Origin of the sequence: Flintibacter muris (genome assembly GCF_943192995.1) — a bacterium.
Classification (GTDB): Bacteria; Bacillota; Clostridia; order Oscillospirales; family Oscillospiraceae; genus Lawsonibacter; species Lawsonibacter muris.
Genome location: NZ_CALPCP010000002.1, coordinates 61,630 through 76,330 on the forward strand (window position 1 = coordinate 61,630; position 14,701 = coordinate 76,330).

Below are 14,701 nucleotides of genomic sequence, written 5' to 3' on the forward strand. Positions count from 1 at the left end.
TCTTGTTTGGATCGTACGAACGCAAACAAACTGATTTTACAGTTATCTGATTTTCTGATGAATTGCACTTGTCATCCCCAGAATAAATACCAACAGAAAAACAAGCCCGCATATACAGACTTCTACTCGAAAATGATCCAATACGGACTGTGGTGAAGCCGGATTACAGTACAATGTCACATGGTCACCAACGTGTTTTCCAAATGTGAAAAATGTACGATATTGTATGTGATATGTATTTTGACCCACTTCGTAGGTACATCGAATGTATCGAACTATACTAGTTCTGGATTCGTTGCTTGTTCCGTAATCCAACTCTTTGATAATATCCGAGATAACTGCATCTACTTTGACATAGCTCCTTGCCCGATGCCATTCTATGCCCAGAGAAAGCAGAATTACAAGCACCCCTAGGATGCAACATCCACGGATGATATGGTAGACTCGTACAGGAACATCGGCTCTAATTTTCATTAAATTTTCACCCATCCTTTTCAAAGTGGGGCAGGGAAGTTCCCTGCCCCACTCCTTCGGCTGCTTTATTACGAAGTATGGCTCATGCGATATGCTGGATTTCTTTTACACCGCACTTGATACGGTTTCATTAGCTGGTGAAATATTCCCTTGTGCATCGGCTGCCAAATCACTTGCGTCTTCGGTCGCTTCTGCTCCATGCTCGTTGCCAGAGGCATCGCCGGAATCATTGTTTGCTGGAGCATTCATATCTCCACCACTATTCGAGCCTTTTTCGGCATTTGGAATATTCGAATTATTGATGTTTTCAGGTGTCTCGTTACTGCCATCTGTTTCTGCCTCAACGTTCGAAGCCTCGCCGTCACCAGTATCCACCGCTATAAGTTCTGCTTGGATAGAGGTCGTTTCGTTCTCCTGAACACTGATATTGACATAAACAACCTCACAGCCGTCCTTGCTTATCTCCAGCGTATAGTCTCCAATGGACAACTCCGCAGAATATATGTCATTTTCCAATATGCCGGAATCGAGAGCCTCTCCGTCTATGCTATCAGACCCGCGTCTTAATACATAGCTCACATCCGCAATCGTATCGGTAGCATCTGTAACCGTAACCTGCACAACGCCGGTTGTTTCCTCTTCAACCGAGGTTTCAGGGGTAGTGTTTTTGGGCTGGCAGGCACTTTCTGCGATAAGAAGAACTGCGCTTCCTTCGTCGAGGAGATATTCATCGCTCGCTTGCGCACGGATGCCAAGAGAATCCGGGTCGTTGCTGTAAGAGAAGGTATTGACCGGCATCAATGTATTCGTCGTAGGATTATAATCGAACACATGCCAGACTGTTCCTTCGCAGTTTGTCGGAATTGCAAATGTTCGGATCAAGGCATTCCCGCTGTAAACTTTAACAGTCGCACCGGACATAGACATGGCGTTGGAACTCGTGCTATCACGATTTGTAAAGTCGTGGATGTAGAAACTATAGCCACGACCTGTCCGGATATCGTGAACCGTAGTTGTCTCCGGTCCATAACTGTCTATATCGTCCCGATCCAAATCCACTACGCAAGTTCCATTGTCCCAGTATTCTTGATCAGCAAAGTAAGTATGGAATACGTCAGCACTAGTGTTAGAGGTCGGACCGAACATATGGGAATCCAGGTCCCAGGGTTCCTCGCCCCACTCCAGCACAACACGGAGAATGCCATCACCAACGCCAGTACTGCCAGTCGGATTGAGCGTAATGTGCGTGCCGGTTGCCCCGCTGTCGGTTACAGTAATAGTCTGATAGGTGGTTACATAGTCGGCCTTTGAAATCTCCAGTGTGTAAGTGCCGGGTTCCAAGGTTAGTGTGTATGTAGCGTCGGCGAATGTTCCACTGCCAATGTTTGCTCCAGTCTGAACATTCTGGCCTTTCCTTAAAACATAGGTCGTGCCGGAGACGCCATTGCCTGTAACCGCATCCATAATATCACCGGTAACAGTTTGCGTGCCGGTGTTGCTTCTGTCAACCATAAGGAATGCGGGAATATTTGTTGTGCCCGTACTCTCTACCTTGACTGTTGCAGTGTAGGTCTTATACCCTGTTGCAGAAATCATTACTCTGTAGTCCCCAGGTATCAGATTATCCACTTTGAATTGACCTTGGGCGTCTGTGTATTTTGTGCGAGCCAGTACAGCAGTTGCCTTATCAGGATCATTCGGATAATTCGGATCGTCTGTGAGAGTATAGATGCTCACTCGCGCATGTTGAATCGGCGTTGTCCGGTTATCTGCCTGGAAAACGGACCCGTGAATCTCTCCACGTCCGAAGGTACACTCAGGTACAATTACACAGTTCTCTACATGGAATTTAAGCTTATAAGGGTTACTGGCATTGTTCTTCAGATGTTCAAATGTCAGGGTGTAATGAAAGACGTTCTCTAAGAACTTGCCAACCACAGTATCTGTGTCCAAACTGGTTTCCCAGTAAGGGTACAACGTTACATCAGCACACAGTAGCGTTTGTGTAGCGAGAACGTGGGGCGTAAAGGAGGCGTTAAAGCCCACTCCTCCCTCGGTAGCGATACCGATCAGATCCATTAACTCCAGCGCACAAACAACGCCTTTGATACCGATACCCGCCTTGGCGCTGCCCTTGATCTCCAAAAAGTCAAGGCTATCATTGTACTCGAAGATCCATCTGGAAGTACCGTTCTTGTACTGGAACCCCTGCCTAGACTCGATTGTGTAAGTAATGCTGGTAGATCCCTTGATGGAGACGTTGTAGAAAAATACGATGTCGAAAGACATCCCAGCGCCCAGGTGGATGGGTACTCTACCCAGTTCCACTCTGCCATCTAGCCAGCGTGAGTTACTTGAAATACCACTCGGGCTTCCCAAGGCTGTCCCTGTAAGGCTTTCACTGGTTAATTCATAACCGCTTTCCGCCAATGTGTAAGTCAAATCGCCTTTGATTTTTATCTGTTCCTTAATGGCTAGAGTAAATTCATCGAAAGAAGTGTCGAACCATCCGATCTTTCCTTTCACGATGCCAGTAACTTCTGGAATTTCGACTTCTACGCTACCGCTGAGTTTCAGGTCGCCGATCGTCTTGCTTGCGATTTTGAACTTTAATGTGCCAGGTATCTTTGTTGTACCACCCAAATCAATGTTGATACGAGACTGGGGACCCTCATCTTCTATCTTTCCGTCTGGATCATATTCAACAGTAATTCCAGCATCTGTTTCAATCGCATCCTCTACGATTTCGCCGTGTCCGGCAAAGTCAATTTCCTCATAGACTTCCCACAATTCCGGCTCAGTACAGGTTAGCGTCCAGTTACTAGCATCATCGGAAACACTGACAATTTTTAATCCAATACCAGCGGGATAACTGCTGTTGGCAGGAAGGATGACAACTTCCCCAGGATTGAATCCTGTCACCGTTGTTTCGGCCTTCAGCAGACTAACTGTATAGCTATCTCCAGACTTTGTCACAGAATAAGAGGCAACCCCATTCAGTTCATCTCGAATAACGCCATCTTTATAGATCGTATTATCGTGTTCGTCTCCAGGGTTCAGCTCCAGGGAAGCGTTCAGCGTATCAATGGCCGCAAAAATGGAAGTTGCGTCTGCGCTAGTCATGCTGGACTTTGGTTCAAACCGATTACCATGTAATTTCAGAAAATCGAAACCAATTGCGATAGAAGCCTCATCTGGATAAGTAATACTACTAAAATCGTCCCAGCTACTTACATTATTGTAAAAATCGCTCTGCGCCGAGGTTCCTTCGCTAAAGCCCATCGCTCTTACTGCGGTATAGGCAGCAAATTCACGAGTCGCAGGCTCGTCTGGTCTGAAAAGGGGAACATCTTGTTCCGGATCCGATAAATCGGTCGGCGGCAGAATGCCATACCGCTCTGCCGTTTCAACGGCAACCCCGTAGCGGCTGTTTTCGATATCGGCGTAAGAGTAGATTACCTCATCTGCGTCTGCATTCAGATCCATTCCAACTTTATTTGCCAGCGCATAGATCCATTCTCCACGGGTATAGTCGCTGCTGACAGGGGGTGTTGGCCTGTCGGGAGTAGTGGAACCTCCTGAACTACCTCCACCACCATAGCTACCGCCGCCCGAACTGCTGTTGCTGCTCCAATGCGCATACAGCGTCAGGTCCGATGTAATGCCCGTCTTGAAGTCGAACTGCCTGCCGCCGGACTTCTGGGCGTACCAGCCACTGAAAGAGTAACCGCTACGGCTAGGATTGGAGGGCTTGCTGACGGTTTCGCCCTCTTTGACAGTCTTCGCGTCATACCGAGTATTGCTCCCATAGTTCAGATCGAACGTGACTGTGTAGGTTTTGTCGACAGGCGTCTCCGGCGCAGTATTAGCCTTATCCGCAATGTTTTCGCAGAAGCGCTTCAAGATTGTCGCGACCTGTGCGCGGGTCGCGTTTCCCTTCGGGGCTAGCGTATTATTCCCGACACCGGAGATCAAGCCGTTCCCGATAGCCCAGCCCATTGGCTCCACCGCATAAGCGCTGACCTGCGATGCGTCGGAGAAACCTGTGATGCTACCGACTGTACCGGCATCGTAGCCTTTGTACGTCGAATAGCGGTTCAGGATAGCCGCCATCTGCTCACGGGTAATGGGGTCACCGGGGCCGAACAGACCGTTGCCGTAGCCACTCACGATACCGTTCGCACTGGCCCAGGAAACCGCATCGGAGTACCACTGACCGGTCGGAACATCCGTGAAAGCTGTGCCGGTAGCGGTGGGCGTGCCCTCCATGCGGTGCAGGATGGTCACGATCATGCCTCTTGTGGTGGTGCCGTCAGGCGAAAATGTAGTGGTGCTGGTGCCGTTCATCATACCTTTTTCGTAGGCGTACTGAACCGCGTCGTAACACCAGTCCGTTGTGTTCACATCCGTGAACGGGAGATTGCCGCCAGCCGCGAACGCCGTGCCTGGGATTAAACCCAGCACAAGGCATAGCGACAGCAACAAGCTGAGGATACGCTTCGTTTGCTTCATTCCATTCGCTCTCCTTTCAATTTTCAGGGTTCTCTTAATTGTATGGGCATAATTTAGCCCGTTCAATTCATTTTATTTTAGCATAACAGTCCATATAATTCAAGTAGACTTGTAGTATATAGGCGGAAAAATTTATGGACTATTATGCAATTGGGCAAAGAATTCGGAAAATCAGAAAAGCACAGGGTTTTTCCCAGGAAACTCTTGCTGAACAGGTGGGGATTTCCGTTACTCACATGAGCCATATCGAAACTGGAAACACAAAACTCAGTTTGCCTGTGTTTGTTGATTTGGCTGAAATCCTGGACGTTCGTACTGACGATCTCCTTTATGATGGAATTTCTGCCGAGCGAAGTTCTACCATAGATGAGATCGTCCAAATTCTCAACACATGTACGGCCCAACAACTGAAAATTATTAAAAACATATTGAAAACAACGAAAATATCTTTGGAGCAGTATCTTTAAAGGTAGCACCACACAAAAGTCATGGTTCTATGAAGGGAAATGCGACAGAATTGGAATATGTTACTCACTACCGACCCTCAAACGCAATCATGGTACTAACTGGAAGTTGGTTTTCCGGCAGGGTGAGGATATACCGGATAAAACGCACCGCAAACACCTTGCTCACCATTGTATCCCACTCCGCCAGTTGGATGATCTCCGCTGTGCCGCTCACAAAGTCAAACTGAATCTCGCCCCACTCGCCGTCGCAGTCTGCCTGATACTCGTAGACTGCGGCGGCGATTTTCTTTTTTATCCGCTTCACCGATTTCCGTTTGAGCCGAACGGCGTGGAGCGCACCGGCCTCCACCAGCAGGGCGGTCAATTTCTCCACCGCCCGCCGATACGCTCTTTCCGCGCCGCTGGCGGTACTGCCCTCGAACATCACCGCCAATTCCTCAAAGGACTTGCGCTCGGATATTGGACTGACCCTGCCACAGGTCATGCAGATGGCGTTGCGTTCCTCCAAAAGCCGCTGCTCACGGTAAGACAGCTTCTCGAAAGCGGCACGAACCGTTGCCGCCTGAGAGCCGTTCCAGAGGATCGCTGTATAGTCCCAGGAATCGTCCCTCGTTACATCCTCGCCGGTTTCCTCTCCGTCCTCATCCTGGGCCGTAACATGAAGCGAAACCTGACTGCGGTTGAACTGCGCCACAGTCAGATACTGCTCCGCTGTTTCCTCGGAACAGCCCTCTTTTTTGGTGTACTCACTGACAACCTCGCCCTTGGGCTTGCCCGATTCGTTGTAAAGCCATGCAATACCACGCACCCGCTTGTACTCGTCCAAGGATGAAAAGGAACCGCTCTCCTCCATCATCCGGCATTGGATCAGAGCGTTTCCAATCGCATGATGGGTGTATGTAAGAAACTCCGCGCCCTTGTATGGGTCGTAGCTTTCCAGACACTCCAGCATGGCAAGAACGCAGCTTTGTTTATAGTCCAGAAACCGTTCCGGGGCATACCTGTCCAGCCCCTCCCGCAAAAGAAAGTTTGTGACCCGTCCATTCAGGCGCGGCTCTATGTGGTGCAAGAAGTAGGCGAAGAAGCGGAGGTCATGCCACGTCTGTGCGGCAATGATGTACTCATTGACCGTATACAGCTCTGGCGGCGGGGGCGTGAGCTGGTAAACATGGGTAACTTCAAACATGGTGAGGCCGTGGGCGTTTCCCTGAAACGGATATTTTGCAAATCGCTCTTTCATGGCCTCACCACCTCCGTCATTTCAAATAGTTCCGCGCCTCTGCCAGCAGTGCCTCCTGCGTCATTTCCGCTTCATAAGACCCGACGGCATACTCCCGGTCAGCGATGGCCCGTTCCAGCTTGTTCTTCGCCAGCCGCTTCATCACGGCGGCAGTCTGTTCGTCCAGCGTTCCACGATGCAGTTTTTGAATAATCGTGTTGGTGCGGCGCTCGTAGATTTTCTTCAGCGGGTGATCGTCAGCCCGTTCCCGCTGCTCCCGCCCTCGGAGATTGCCGACCTGACGGCAGGTGCGCCCACGCTTGTCCCCCGGAGCCAGACCGCCGCAGTATTTTGTGGGCCTTGCGTCTGTGGTCAGGAACCACGTTCCGCAGATGGGGCATTTGCGGGGCGCATGACCTACGCACAGCCCTTCAAACAAGTCAGAGCGGAACATCCCCACAAAAGAAACATAGTGCATCCGTTTCACAAGCTGGGATGCTTTTTTGCCGGGAATGGTCGCGGCAACGTACTGGACGGAGGCGTTTGCAAGAGACATCCAGCCGGGGTTTTCTGCTGATAAATCAGGGTCAGCAGAAAAGTATTGCCCAAAGCTGGCGGCGTAACCGTCCGGCGTTCTGTCGCTCTCATGCAACTTCTCCGCAAATGGCAGAAGCTCCCACTTGAACTCTGCCAGGGAGAACCCCAGGTGTGCCATGGCAGGCAGTACCCGCAGCAGCGTGAGCGCCTTTTGGTATTCCGGCGAAACCACCCCGGCAAGATTTCCAGACTTCGCAAAGTCCATTGTATTTTGCAGATAGTCCTCCGTAAAAACGGCATCGACATAGTTGCGGACAGTTTCATATTCCAGGCAGGAGAACGGCGGCACATTCCGCAAAAGCTCTACGATCTGAAAGGCGCTCTCCCTCGCCGTTTCCATCTGCAACCTGTCTGCCTGTCCAAGTTGGAGCGCCCCCATATACAGATTGAGCGGCATACAGAGCTGGGACAGCTTCGCTATGACTTCATCAGAGAGACTCAGCGAGGCACAGGCCAGCGTCCCGGTCGGCATGGACTTTCCCTCATAGGTTACATTATCCTGCCAGAAATCCAGCGTTAGGAGCGTGTGTTCAATTAGATTCAAGCGTCTCTCCTCCTGTCATGTTTTTTGTTTTTCATTATACCACAGGTTGCCGTGATTGGAAAGACAGCTTGTCATGTTTTTTGAAACAGGGCTGTCATGCTGTTAGCCTGCTTTTTTCAATTTTGCTCATAACAATAGTAGAGAGCCGATGATTGGACGCGCCGGGAGCGTATCAGTCAGCGGCTCTTTTTTTCGGAAATCCTCTGACTTCCAAAAAATGCGGGAGTGCAGAGGGCAGCAGGCCCTTTGCGCCAAGTCCAGAGCGGCGAGCGTCTGGTCAGCGTCCAGAGGTGAAACCTTTGGGCCGGGTACAGGGCGGCAGCGCCTGTTGGGTGTCCAGAGGGCAAAGCCCTTTGGGTCGGGTGCAGGGTGACAACGCCTGCTCAGGTGTCCAGAGGGTGAAACCCTCGGCCCAGTGAAAGTGATGCTCTGCGTCACTTTATACTGGGTTATTATCTGGCGCAAAGCACTCAGATTTGGCGGCTTCGCCGCCCCTGGACACTCCAAAAACAGCAAAAATGAGAAACAGGAAGGAGAGCAGAATGGCAAAAAGACTGACCCGGCACAACGGGAGAGCCGGGAAAAGCGGCATCTACAAATCAACGCACAATGACAGGACCTTTGATACCGAACACGCCGAACACATTGACAGTGAGCGCATTCAGCAGAACATCTATTGGGATTGTTTTCGGGGCGCAACTTATCCGGCCCAGCAGGATGGGGAGGTTTCCTTCGCGGATGTGGAACGGGCCTTTTATCTGAACCGCTACTCGGATTACCTTGACGGCCAGCATGAGCGGAACGCCAAACGACGCCACTCTGAGCGTGACCGGAGCGTGGACGATCTGCTGACGGACAAACGCTTCTGCCCGGAGGAGACTATCTACCAGATCGGCACGATGGAAGACTCCGTTTCCCCGGATGTGCTGCTGGAAATTGTCGGGGAGTTTATGATGGAGATGGGACGCCGTTTTGGGGAACACGTCCACATCATTGACTGGGCGCTCCATCTGGACGAGGCCACGCCCCATATCCATGAGCGCCACGTTTTCGACTATGTGAACCGCTATGGCGAAGTGGAGCCGAAGCAGGAAAAGGCGCTGGAGGCCCTCGGCTTTGAATTGCCTGACCCTGAGAAAAAGCCGGGGCGCACCAACAACCGAAAGATGGTTTTTGATGCGGTCTGTCGGGTCATTCTGTTTGATATTTGCAAACGGCATGGTCTGGCGGTGGAAGAAGAACCTGACCCTGGCAATCGTGGGCGCAGTTACCTGGAGAAGAACGACTATATTATCCAGAAGCAGAAGAAAGTGATTACCGAGCAGGAGACCGCGATTGAAGAAAATGCACAGGCGTTAGAGGCCGTGTCGCTTCGCCTGGAGGATGCCGAGGCCCTGATTGATGAGGTCACGGAAATTGCTTACGACAAGGCGGTGGAGCTTGTGACCGATGCCGTCCGCGCCGAAACGCAGTTGCAGGATGAGAAGATCGTTTCTGATTACAAGAACTGGTGTCTGGCCCCAGAGCGGCGCTACTCTCCAGCGGAGAAAGGACTGATCGGCAAGGTGCTGGGAAAGGCGCAGGAACTGATTCACAAAGCCGCTCAAAAGGTGCTTGCCAGAGTGCAGGCAGTTTTGCGAAAGCCGGAGGTCAGAGCCGCCGCCGCCAAGCAGATCAAGGAGAAGGCCAGAGAGTCCGTCCTCGCCAAACTGGAACAGGGCAGAGCCGAGATTGCCAGACAGGATGCGGAGCGCAGGGCGGCACAGTCCGTCAAGCGGGGTATGGAGCGATAATCGCTATTACACTGACAGAGGGATTTTGGGCAGCGGCTACCGAAATTCCCTCTGTCATGTTTTTTGAAACAGGGCTGTCATGCCATTAGCCCGGTTTTTTCAAATTTGCTCATAACCACAGCAGGAGGGCGCGGCAGACGCCCGATTTTTACAGATTGGAGGTATGTGAGATTGAATGAAAATGAAGAGTTGCAGTCCGGGTTTCCCGAATGGCTGACAGAGGACTACAAGCTCATGGAGCCGGAGTTCTGCCGGACGTTCCTTCGGGGACATCCCATGCGCTGCATCCGGGGGCGGTTCTACACGGTGGATGGGCTGGTGGCGGACGAGAGCGTCTTGAAAAAGGAACTCTACGAGCAAATCAGTCCGTGGCTGGAAACCAAAATCGCCAGGAAGGTGGACGAGCTTCTGAACGCCCTGCGGATGGCGGCGTACTCCAAGCCGATAGAGCTGGAGTGCGACCGTATCCACGTTGCCAACGGCACATTGTTTGTAGATGGCCGCTTCTCGCCGGAAAAAGACTACTGCAACAACCGCCTGACCGTCAGCTATCGCCCTGATACGCCGCCGCCGGAGAAGTGGCTGCGCTTTCTGTCGGAACTGCTGTACCCGGAGGACATCCCCACCTTGCAGGAGTACCTGGGCTACTGCCTGCTCCCCACCACCAAAGGCCAGAAGATGCTCATGCTCATCGGCAAGGGCGGCGAGGGCAAGAGCCGGATCGGGCTGGTGATGCGCTCCATCTTCGGGGACAGCATGAACACCACCAGCATCCAGAAGGTGGAGAACAACCGGTTCAGCCGCGCCGACCTGGAAAGCAAGCTGCTGATGGTGGACGATGATATGGACATGAGCGCCCTGCCCAAGACCAACTATATCAAATCCATCGTGACCTCGGAGTGCAAGATGGACATGGAGCGCAAGGGCGTTCAGAGCTACCAGAGCCAGCTTTATGTGCGGTTCCTCTGTTTCGGAAATGGGGCCTTGACCGCTCTCCATGACAGGTCTGACGGTTTCTTTCGCCGCCAGATCGTTTTGACCACAAGGGACAGACCGGCAGAGCGGACAGATGACCCGTTTCTCTCTGAAAAGCTGATCAACGAGCGCGAGGGGATATTCCTCTGGTGTCTGGAGGGGCTTCACCGCCTGCTGGTCAACAATTACCGCTTTACCATCAGTGACCGGGCCAAAGAGAACATCTCTGTTGTAGTCCGGGAGGCCAACAACATCGTGGACTTCTTGGCCTCTGCCGGTTATATCCAGTTCAAGGCAGACAGCGAGGCCGCTACCCGTGACCTCTACGCCGCCTATAAGGTCTGGTGCGAGGATAACGCAGAAAGCCCGCTTTCCCCCAAGAGCTTTTCCGGCTTTATCGCCCAGAATGCCGATGCCTACCGGCTGGAGGCCACCAACAATGTGTATATCGGCAGCGGCGAGCGGTGCCGGGGCTATCTGGGAATTGAGGTCTTGATAAGGCCACCTGCATTATAAAAAAGAAATGAAATTATCTGTACGTGCGTACAGGCGTACACGGTAGACCATCCCTGTACCGATGTACGTATGTACGGATAGTTTTGAGTTCACCTTTATCTTTTTATAGGCGGTCATGCTGATTTGACCTTAAAAAGCCGGGTGAAATTCAATCCTTGTGATTTTCGTGAAAAATGTCATTCACAAACAAACGAATTATACCAGCGGGTGATTTACCAAACCGTGTAGCCACTTTGCGGACAAGCGGTCTTTCCCACGGTTTCGGCGGGTGTCCCATGGAACTGTGAAGTGGACAGGTGGCCTTTGTGACCTGGGCTTCATGATAGCAAATCCGAGCGGAAATTACAACCGTGAAAAACTTCATCATTCCGAAAAAGCGCTTTACGGAACACAAAATCAAGTTCATTGGAAAGTGAGGGAAAAGTTTTGAAATCCGATTTGAGGAACGAGATCAAGGCGTACATTGTGCGCCAGGGGATGACCATGCAGGAGGTCGTAGACGTACTCTCCGATGTGTACGGCTGGTCGGACAGCGTGTCGAATCTCTCCAACAAACTCCAGCGGGAGTCTCTCCGCTACAAGGAGGCTGTCCAGCTTGCCGACGCGCTGGGCTACGACATTCAGTGGGTCCGGCGGAAGGATGCCTGACCCGGAACCAACAGACTATGAATTATGGAGGTACTTTATTGAACGATTTTGAAAGCTATGTGTACGAACCCATTGACCTGTGCGCCTGCTATGAGCCGATGTTCGACGCGCCCGCCGATTTTGTTGAGGAGTGGTACAGGGAGCATGGACTGAGAAGCCCCTTCTCCTGCAAGGTAACACGCAAAATCGGTAACACCTGGTATATCATCGAAACAGAGTGCGCCGGGGACGAGCCGCTCCCCGGCATGATGCGCCGCCTGATTTTTTCGGATAAGGGGGCGGTTTGATGTCGACAAAGCAGTTGGATCATGTTACAATGGAGCCATGCACTACGGTACTGTCAGCTGACCCACAGAAGAAAGGAGAAGACAACGTGGATCAGCAGAAAATCACGATTTTGTACTGCCGTTTGAGCAATGAGGATTTGGTGGATGGGGAGTCAAACTCGATTGCAAATCAGAGAAGCATCCTCAGCAGCTATGCCGCTTCCCACGGTTTCACGAATACCAAGGTGCTGGTGGACGATGGTTACACCGGAACGAACTTCAACCGCCCTGGGGTCCGGGAGGGGCTTGCTCTGGTGGAGCAGGGCTTGGTTGGCACTTGGATTGTTAAAGACATGAGTAGATTTGGCAGAGACTATTTGCAGGTCGGTCGGTTTACGGAAATCGTCTTTCCGAGCTACGATGTGCGGTTCATCGCCGTCAACGATGCGGTGGACAGTGCCAAGGGAGACAACGATTTTACCGTAATTCGCAATGTTTTTAACGATTTTTATGCCAAAGATACCAGTAAAAAGGTCCGCGCCGTTATGAACGCCAAGGGGACCAGTGGCAAGCACTTAGGCGGTCCGCCCTACGGCTACCGCGCCGACCCGCAGGACAAAAATCACTGGATATTGGACGAGGATGCTGCCCCAATAGTCAAACGTATTTTTGACCTGACCATTGCTGGAGTAGGCCCGTCCCGGATTGCCCGTATCTTGGAGGCAGACAAGGTGTTGACGGTCAAGGCCCTCTATGCCCAGCAGAAGGGAAAGCCCCTGCCGGAGCGCCCCTGCCACTGGATTGAGCAGTCCGTGGTCAACATCCTGGAACGGATGGAGTACACCGGCTGCACCTGTAATTTCAAAACTTACTCTAAGTCCTACAAGCTCAAGAAGCGCATTCCCAACGCCCTGGAGGATATGTTCATCCTGCCGGATACCCAGGAGGCCATTGTGCCGAAAGAACAGTGGGACAGAGTGCAGGAGCTTCGCAAGCACAAGCGCCGCATGACCAAGGCGGAGCGGCAGGGACTGTTCTCCGGTTTGGTGGTCTGCGCCGACTGCGGGAGCAAGCTCCACTTCGCCACCTGTAAGAACTTTGAGGGTAGACAGGATCATTACGTCTGCGCCAAGTACAAAAGCGGGCGGGGAACCTGTTCGGCGCACTATATCCGGGAGGACGTTCTGCGGGACGTGGTTCTGGAGCGTATCCGGGCCGTGACAGATTATATCCGGGCCGATGTGGAGGGCTTTCAAGAGGAATGGCTGATGTGCCGGAGGGAGGAACAAGAGAAGTCCATCCGGGAGGACAAGCGGCGGCTGGAGAAAGCAAAGAAGCGGCTGGCGGACATCGACAAGCTCATCACCCGTATTTACGAGGACATGGTACTCGGCTCCCTGAGCCAGGAGCGATACCTGAAGATGCTGGAGGGCTATGAGGCGGAGCAGGCTGCGCTCAACAACGAGGTCATCGGTCTTGAGGACTGGGTTGCGACCCGTGAGGAAATGGAGGACCATGTTGACCAGTTCCTTGCCCTACTGGAAAAGTATGTGGACATCCCGGAGCTGACGCCGACCATCGTGAACGAGTTCATCAAGCAGGTCATCGTCTATGCCCCGGATAAGTCCAGCGGCAAACGGACGCAGAAGGTCAAAATCGTTTTCAACTTCCTGGAGGAAGTAGAAGTACCGGAAATCAGCGAACCTGTTATTACGAAAACCACCTATGGACGCAGAAAGACGGCGTGACACTCGGTCACGCCGCCCTCTGCAGCAAATAGTTACTTGTCACTATTAACCCTTGTGTTTCAAGGATTTTCGGCGGGTTTCACTTTTTACTTTGAGAAGTCCAACACATCAAAATAACTCAATAATTGTCATTGTGGTGGTGGAAAATGTGGTGGAACTTTTTAGCGCTTAACCACGTAGGTGTAGTAAGCCGCCAGTTTGTTTGAAACAGCGTCCTGATCCTCGAGCCACGCCTTTGCGAGACAGGCGTAGAGCTCCAGCGTAGAGGCGTTGTTTTTCTTCAGCGCCTGGTCGTAGTCGGAATAAAGAGAGTTAAGGACCACCCAGAACTCCACAGGGTCGCAGTCCGCGTTGTACTGCTTCATGACCTCCTTGGCCTTCTCCATGGAGAAGTGAGGGCCACGGGTGCCGTCGGCGTTTTGCATTCTGGAAACCCAATCCTCCGCCATCTGGCGGTTGAAGACAGGCATCACTTTGGGCCGTTGGCCAACGCTGTAACCATCTCCCTGGTGTCTGGACATTTCCTCTCTGCCCTCATACCCGGCGGACATGGGGTACTCGTGACCAAGCTCCTGGGGGAGGCGTTCCATTTCGCCGTCGACGGAAAACCCGATCCTGTTCATGGGGCGGTATCTTTCCTTGGGCTGCCAGTCCTTCCGCTGGTAGACGGGCGGGACATAGGGCGTCATGGGGTAGCCGTGGTGGGAGTAGGGCTCCATGTACTCAGAGCGGGGGTATCCGTAGCCGCTCTGATTCATGGGGGCGTACCGGCCATTGTCATAATGCTCCCGTCCGTCACGGTCCCGGAAACGGCTCTCAGGGCCGCTGTAGCCGTCCCGCATGTCGGGTCGGTCGTAGTCTCGGCGGTCCCCGTCTCGGCCATCCTGGCGGCTCCTGGAGGTCATGAGCCGCATTTTAGTGTACTTGTTCATGCTGCGCCCT

At 52.3% G+C, this 14,701-nt stretch carries 10 protein-coding genes; 6 read left to right on the forward strand and 4 right to left on the reverse strand.

Annotated elements, in window-relative coordinates; all coding sequences use genetic code 11:
* Positions 1–579 precede the first annotated feature (579 nt).
* Positions 580–4,986 carry an S-layer homology domain-containing protein gene (locus tag NFS22_RS02570; RefSeq protein WP_251316208.1) on the reverse strand — a complete coding sequence of 1,469 codons (4,407 nt, stop codon included), beginning with the start codon at positions 4,984–4,986 and terminating at the stop codon, positions 580–582.
* Positions 4,987–5,120: 134 nt separating this feature from the next.
* Between NFS22_RS02570 and NFS22_RS02575 the strand changes: the two genes are divergently transcribed.
* Complete coding sequence (locus NFS22_RS02575; protein WP_251316209.1) at positions 5,121–5,453, forward strand: helix-turn-helix domain-containing protein; 333 nt, start codon at positions 5,121–5,123, stop codon at positions 5,451–5,453.
* A 67-nt stretch (positions 5,454–5,520) separates the two neighbouring features.
* Here NFS22_RS02575 and NFS22_RS02580 read toward each other — a convergent pair whose 3' ends face one another.
* Together NFS22_RS02580 and NFS22_RS02585 are read right to left on the reverse strand one after the other, a co-directional pair.
* On the reverse strand, positions 5,521–6,693 hold the full coding sequence (locus NFS22_RS02580) for a hypothetical protein (protein WP_251316210.1): 1,173 nt from the start codon (positions 6,691–6,693) through the stop codon (positions 5,521–5,523).
* A 16-nt stretch (positions 6,694–6,709) separates the two neighbouring features.
* The gene (locus NFS22_RS02585; protein ID WP_338147924.1) at positions 6,710–7,813 is read right to left on the reverse strand and encodes a DUF6076 domain-containing protein; all 1,104 of its coding nucleotides are present in this window, start codon (positions 7,811–7,813) and stop codon (positions 6,710–6,712) included.
* A gap of 542 nt (positions 7,814–8,355) precedes the next feature.
* Between NFS22_RS02585 and NFS22_RS02590 the strand changes: the two genes are divergently transcribed.
* The 5 genes from NFS22_RS02590 to NFS22_RS02610 all read left to right on the forward strand — a co-directional run bounded on the left by NFS22_RS02590 (position 8,356) and on the right by NFS22_RS02610 (position 13,759).
* Positions 8,356–9,606, forward strand: a complete 1,251-nt coding sequence (locus tag NFS22_RS02590; RefSeq protein WP_251316211.1) for a plasmid recombination protein — start codon at positions 8,356–8,358, stop codon at positions 9,604–9,606.
* 234 nt (positions 9,607–9,840) lie between these two features.
* Entirely contained in the window at positions 9,841–11,097 is a 1,257-nt protein-coding gene (locus NFS22_RS02595; RefSeq protein ID WP_251316427.1) for a DNA primase family protein, read from the forward strand.
* A gap of 426 nt (positions 11,098–11,523) precedes the next feature.
* Entirely contained in the window at positions 11,524–11,745 is a 222-nt protein-coding gene (locus NFS22_RS02600) for an LLM class flavin-dependent oxidoreductase (RefSeq protein WP_251316212.1), read from the forward strand.
* A 38-nt stretch (positions 11,746–11,783) separates the two neighbouring features.
* Positions 11,784–12,032, forward strand: a complete 249-nt coding sequence (locus tag NFS22_RS02605) for a hypothetical protein (RefSeq protein ID WP_251316213.1) — start codon at positions 11,784–11,786, stop codon at positions 12,030–12,032.
* 29 nt (positions 12,033–12,061) lie between these two features.
* Complete coding sequence (locus NFS22_RS02610; protein ID WP_420908831.1) at positions 12,062–13,759, forward strand: DUF4368 domain-containing protein; 1,698 nt, start codon at positions 12,062–12,064, stop codon at positions 13,757–13,759.
* Positions 13,760–13,920: 161 nt separating this feature from the next.
* Here the strand turns inward: NFS22_RS02610 and NFS22_RS02615 are convergent, their stop codons facing one another.
* Positions 13,921–14,691, reverse strand: coding sequence for a DUF7841 family protein (locus NFS22_RS02615; RefSeq protein ID WP_251316215.1), 771 nt, complete (start codon positions 14,689–14,691; stop codon positions 13,921–13,923).
* Positions 14,692–14,701: the final 10 nt, after the last annotated feature.

Bases quoted from the DNA above. Each gene is read 5' to 3' on its own strand.
- NFS22_RS02570 (WP_251316208.1), bottom strand. From the start codon at position 4,986: ATGAAGCAAACGAAGCGTATCCTCAGCTTGTTGCTGTCGCTATGCCTT.
- NFS22_RS02575 (WP_251316209.1), top strand. From the start codon at position 5,121: ATGGACTATTATGCAATTGGGCAAAGAATTCGGAAAATCAGAAAAGCA.
- NFS22_RS02580 (WP_251316210.1), bottom strand. From the start codon at position 6,693: ATGAAAGAGCGATTTGCAAAATATCCGTTTCAGGGAAACGCCCACGGC.
- NFS22_RS02590 (WP_251316211.1), top strand. From the start codon at position 8,356: ATGGCAAAAAGACTGACCCGGCACAACGGGAGAGCCGGGAAAAGCGGC.
- NFS22_RS02595 (WP_251316427.1), top strand. From the start codon at position 9,841: ATGGAGCCGGAGTTCTGCCGGACGTTCCTTCGGGGACATCCCATGCGC.
- NFS22_RS02610 (WP_420908831.1), top strand. From the start codon at position 12,062: ATGGAGCCATGCACTACGGTACTGTCAGCTGACCCACAGAAGAAAGGA.
- NFS22_RS02615 (WP_251316215.1), bottom strand. From the start codon at position 14,691: ATGAACAAGTACACTAAAATGCGGCTCATGACCTCCAGGAGCCGCCAG.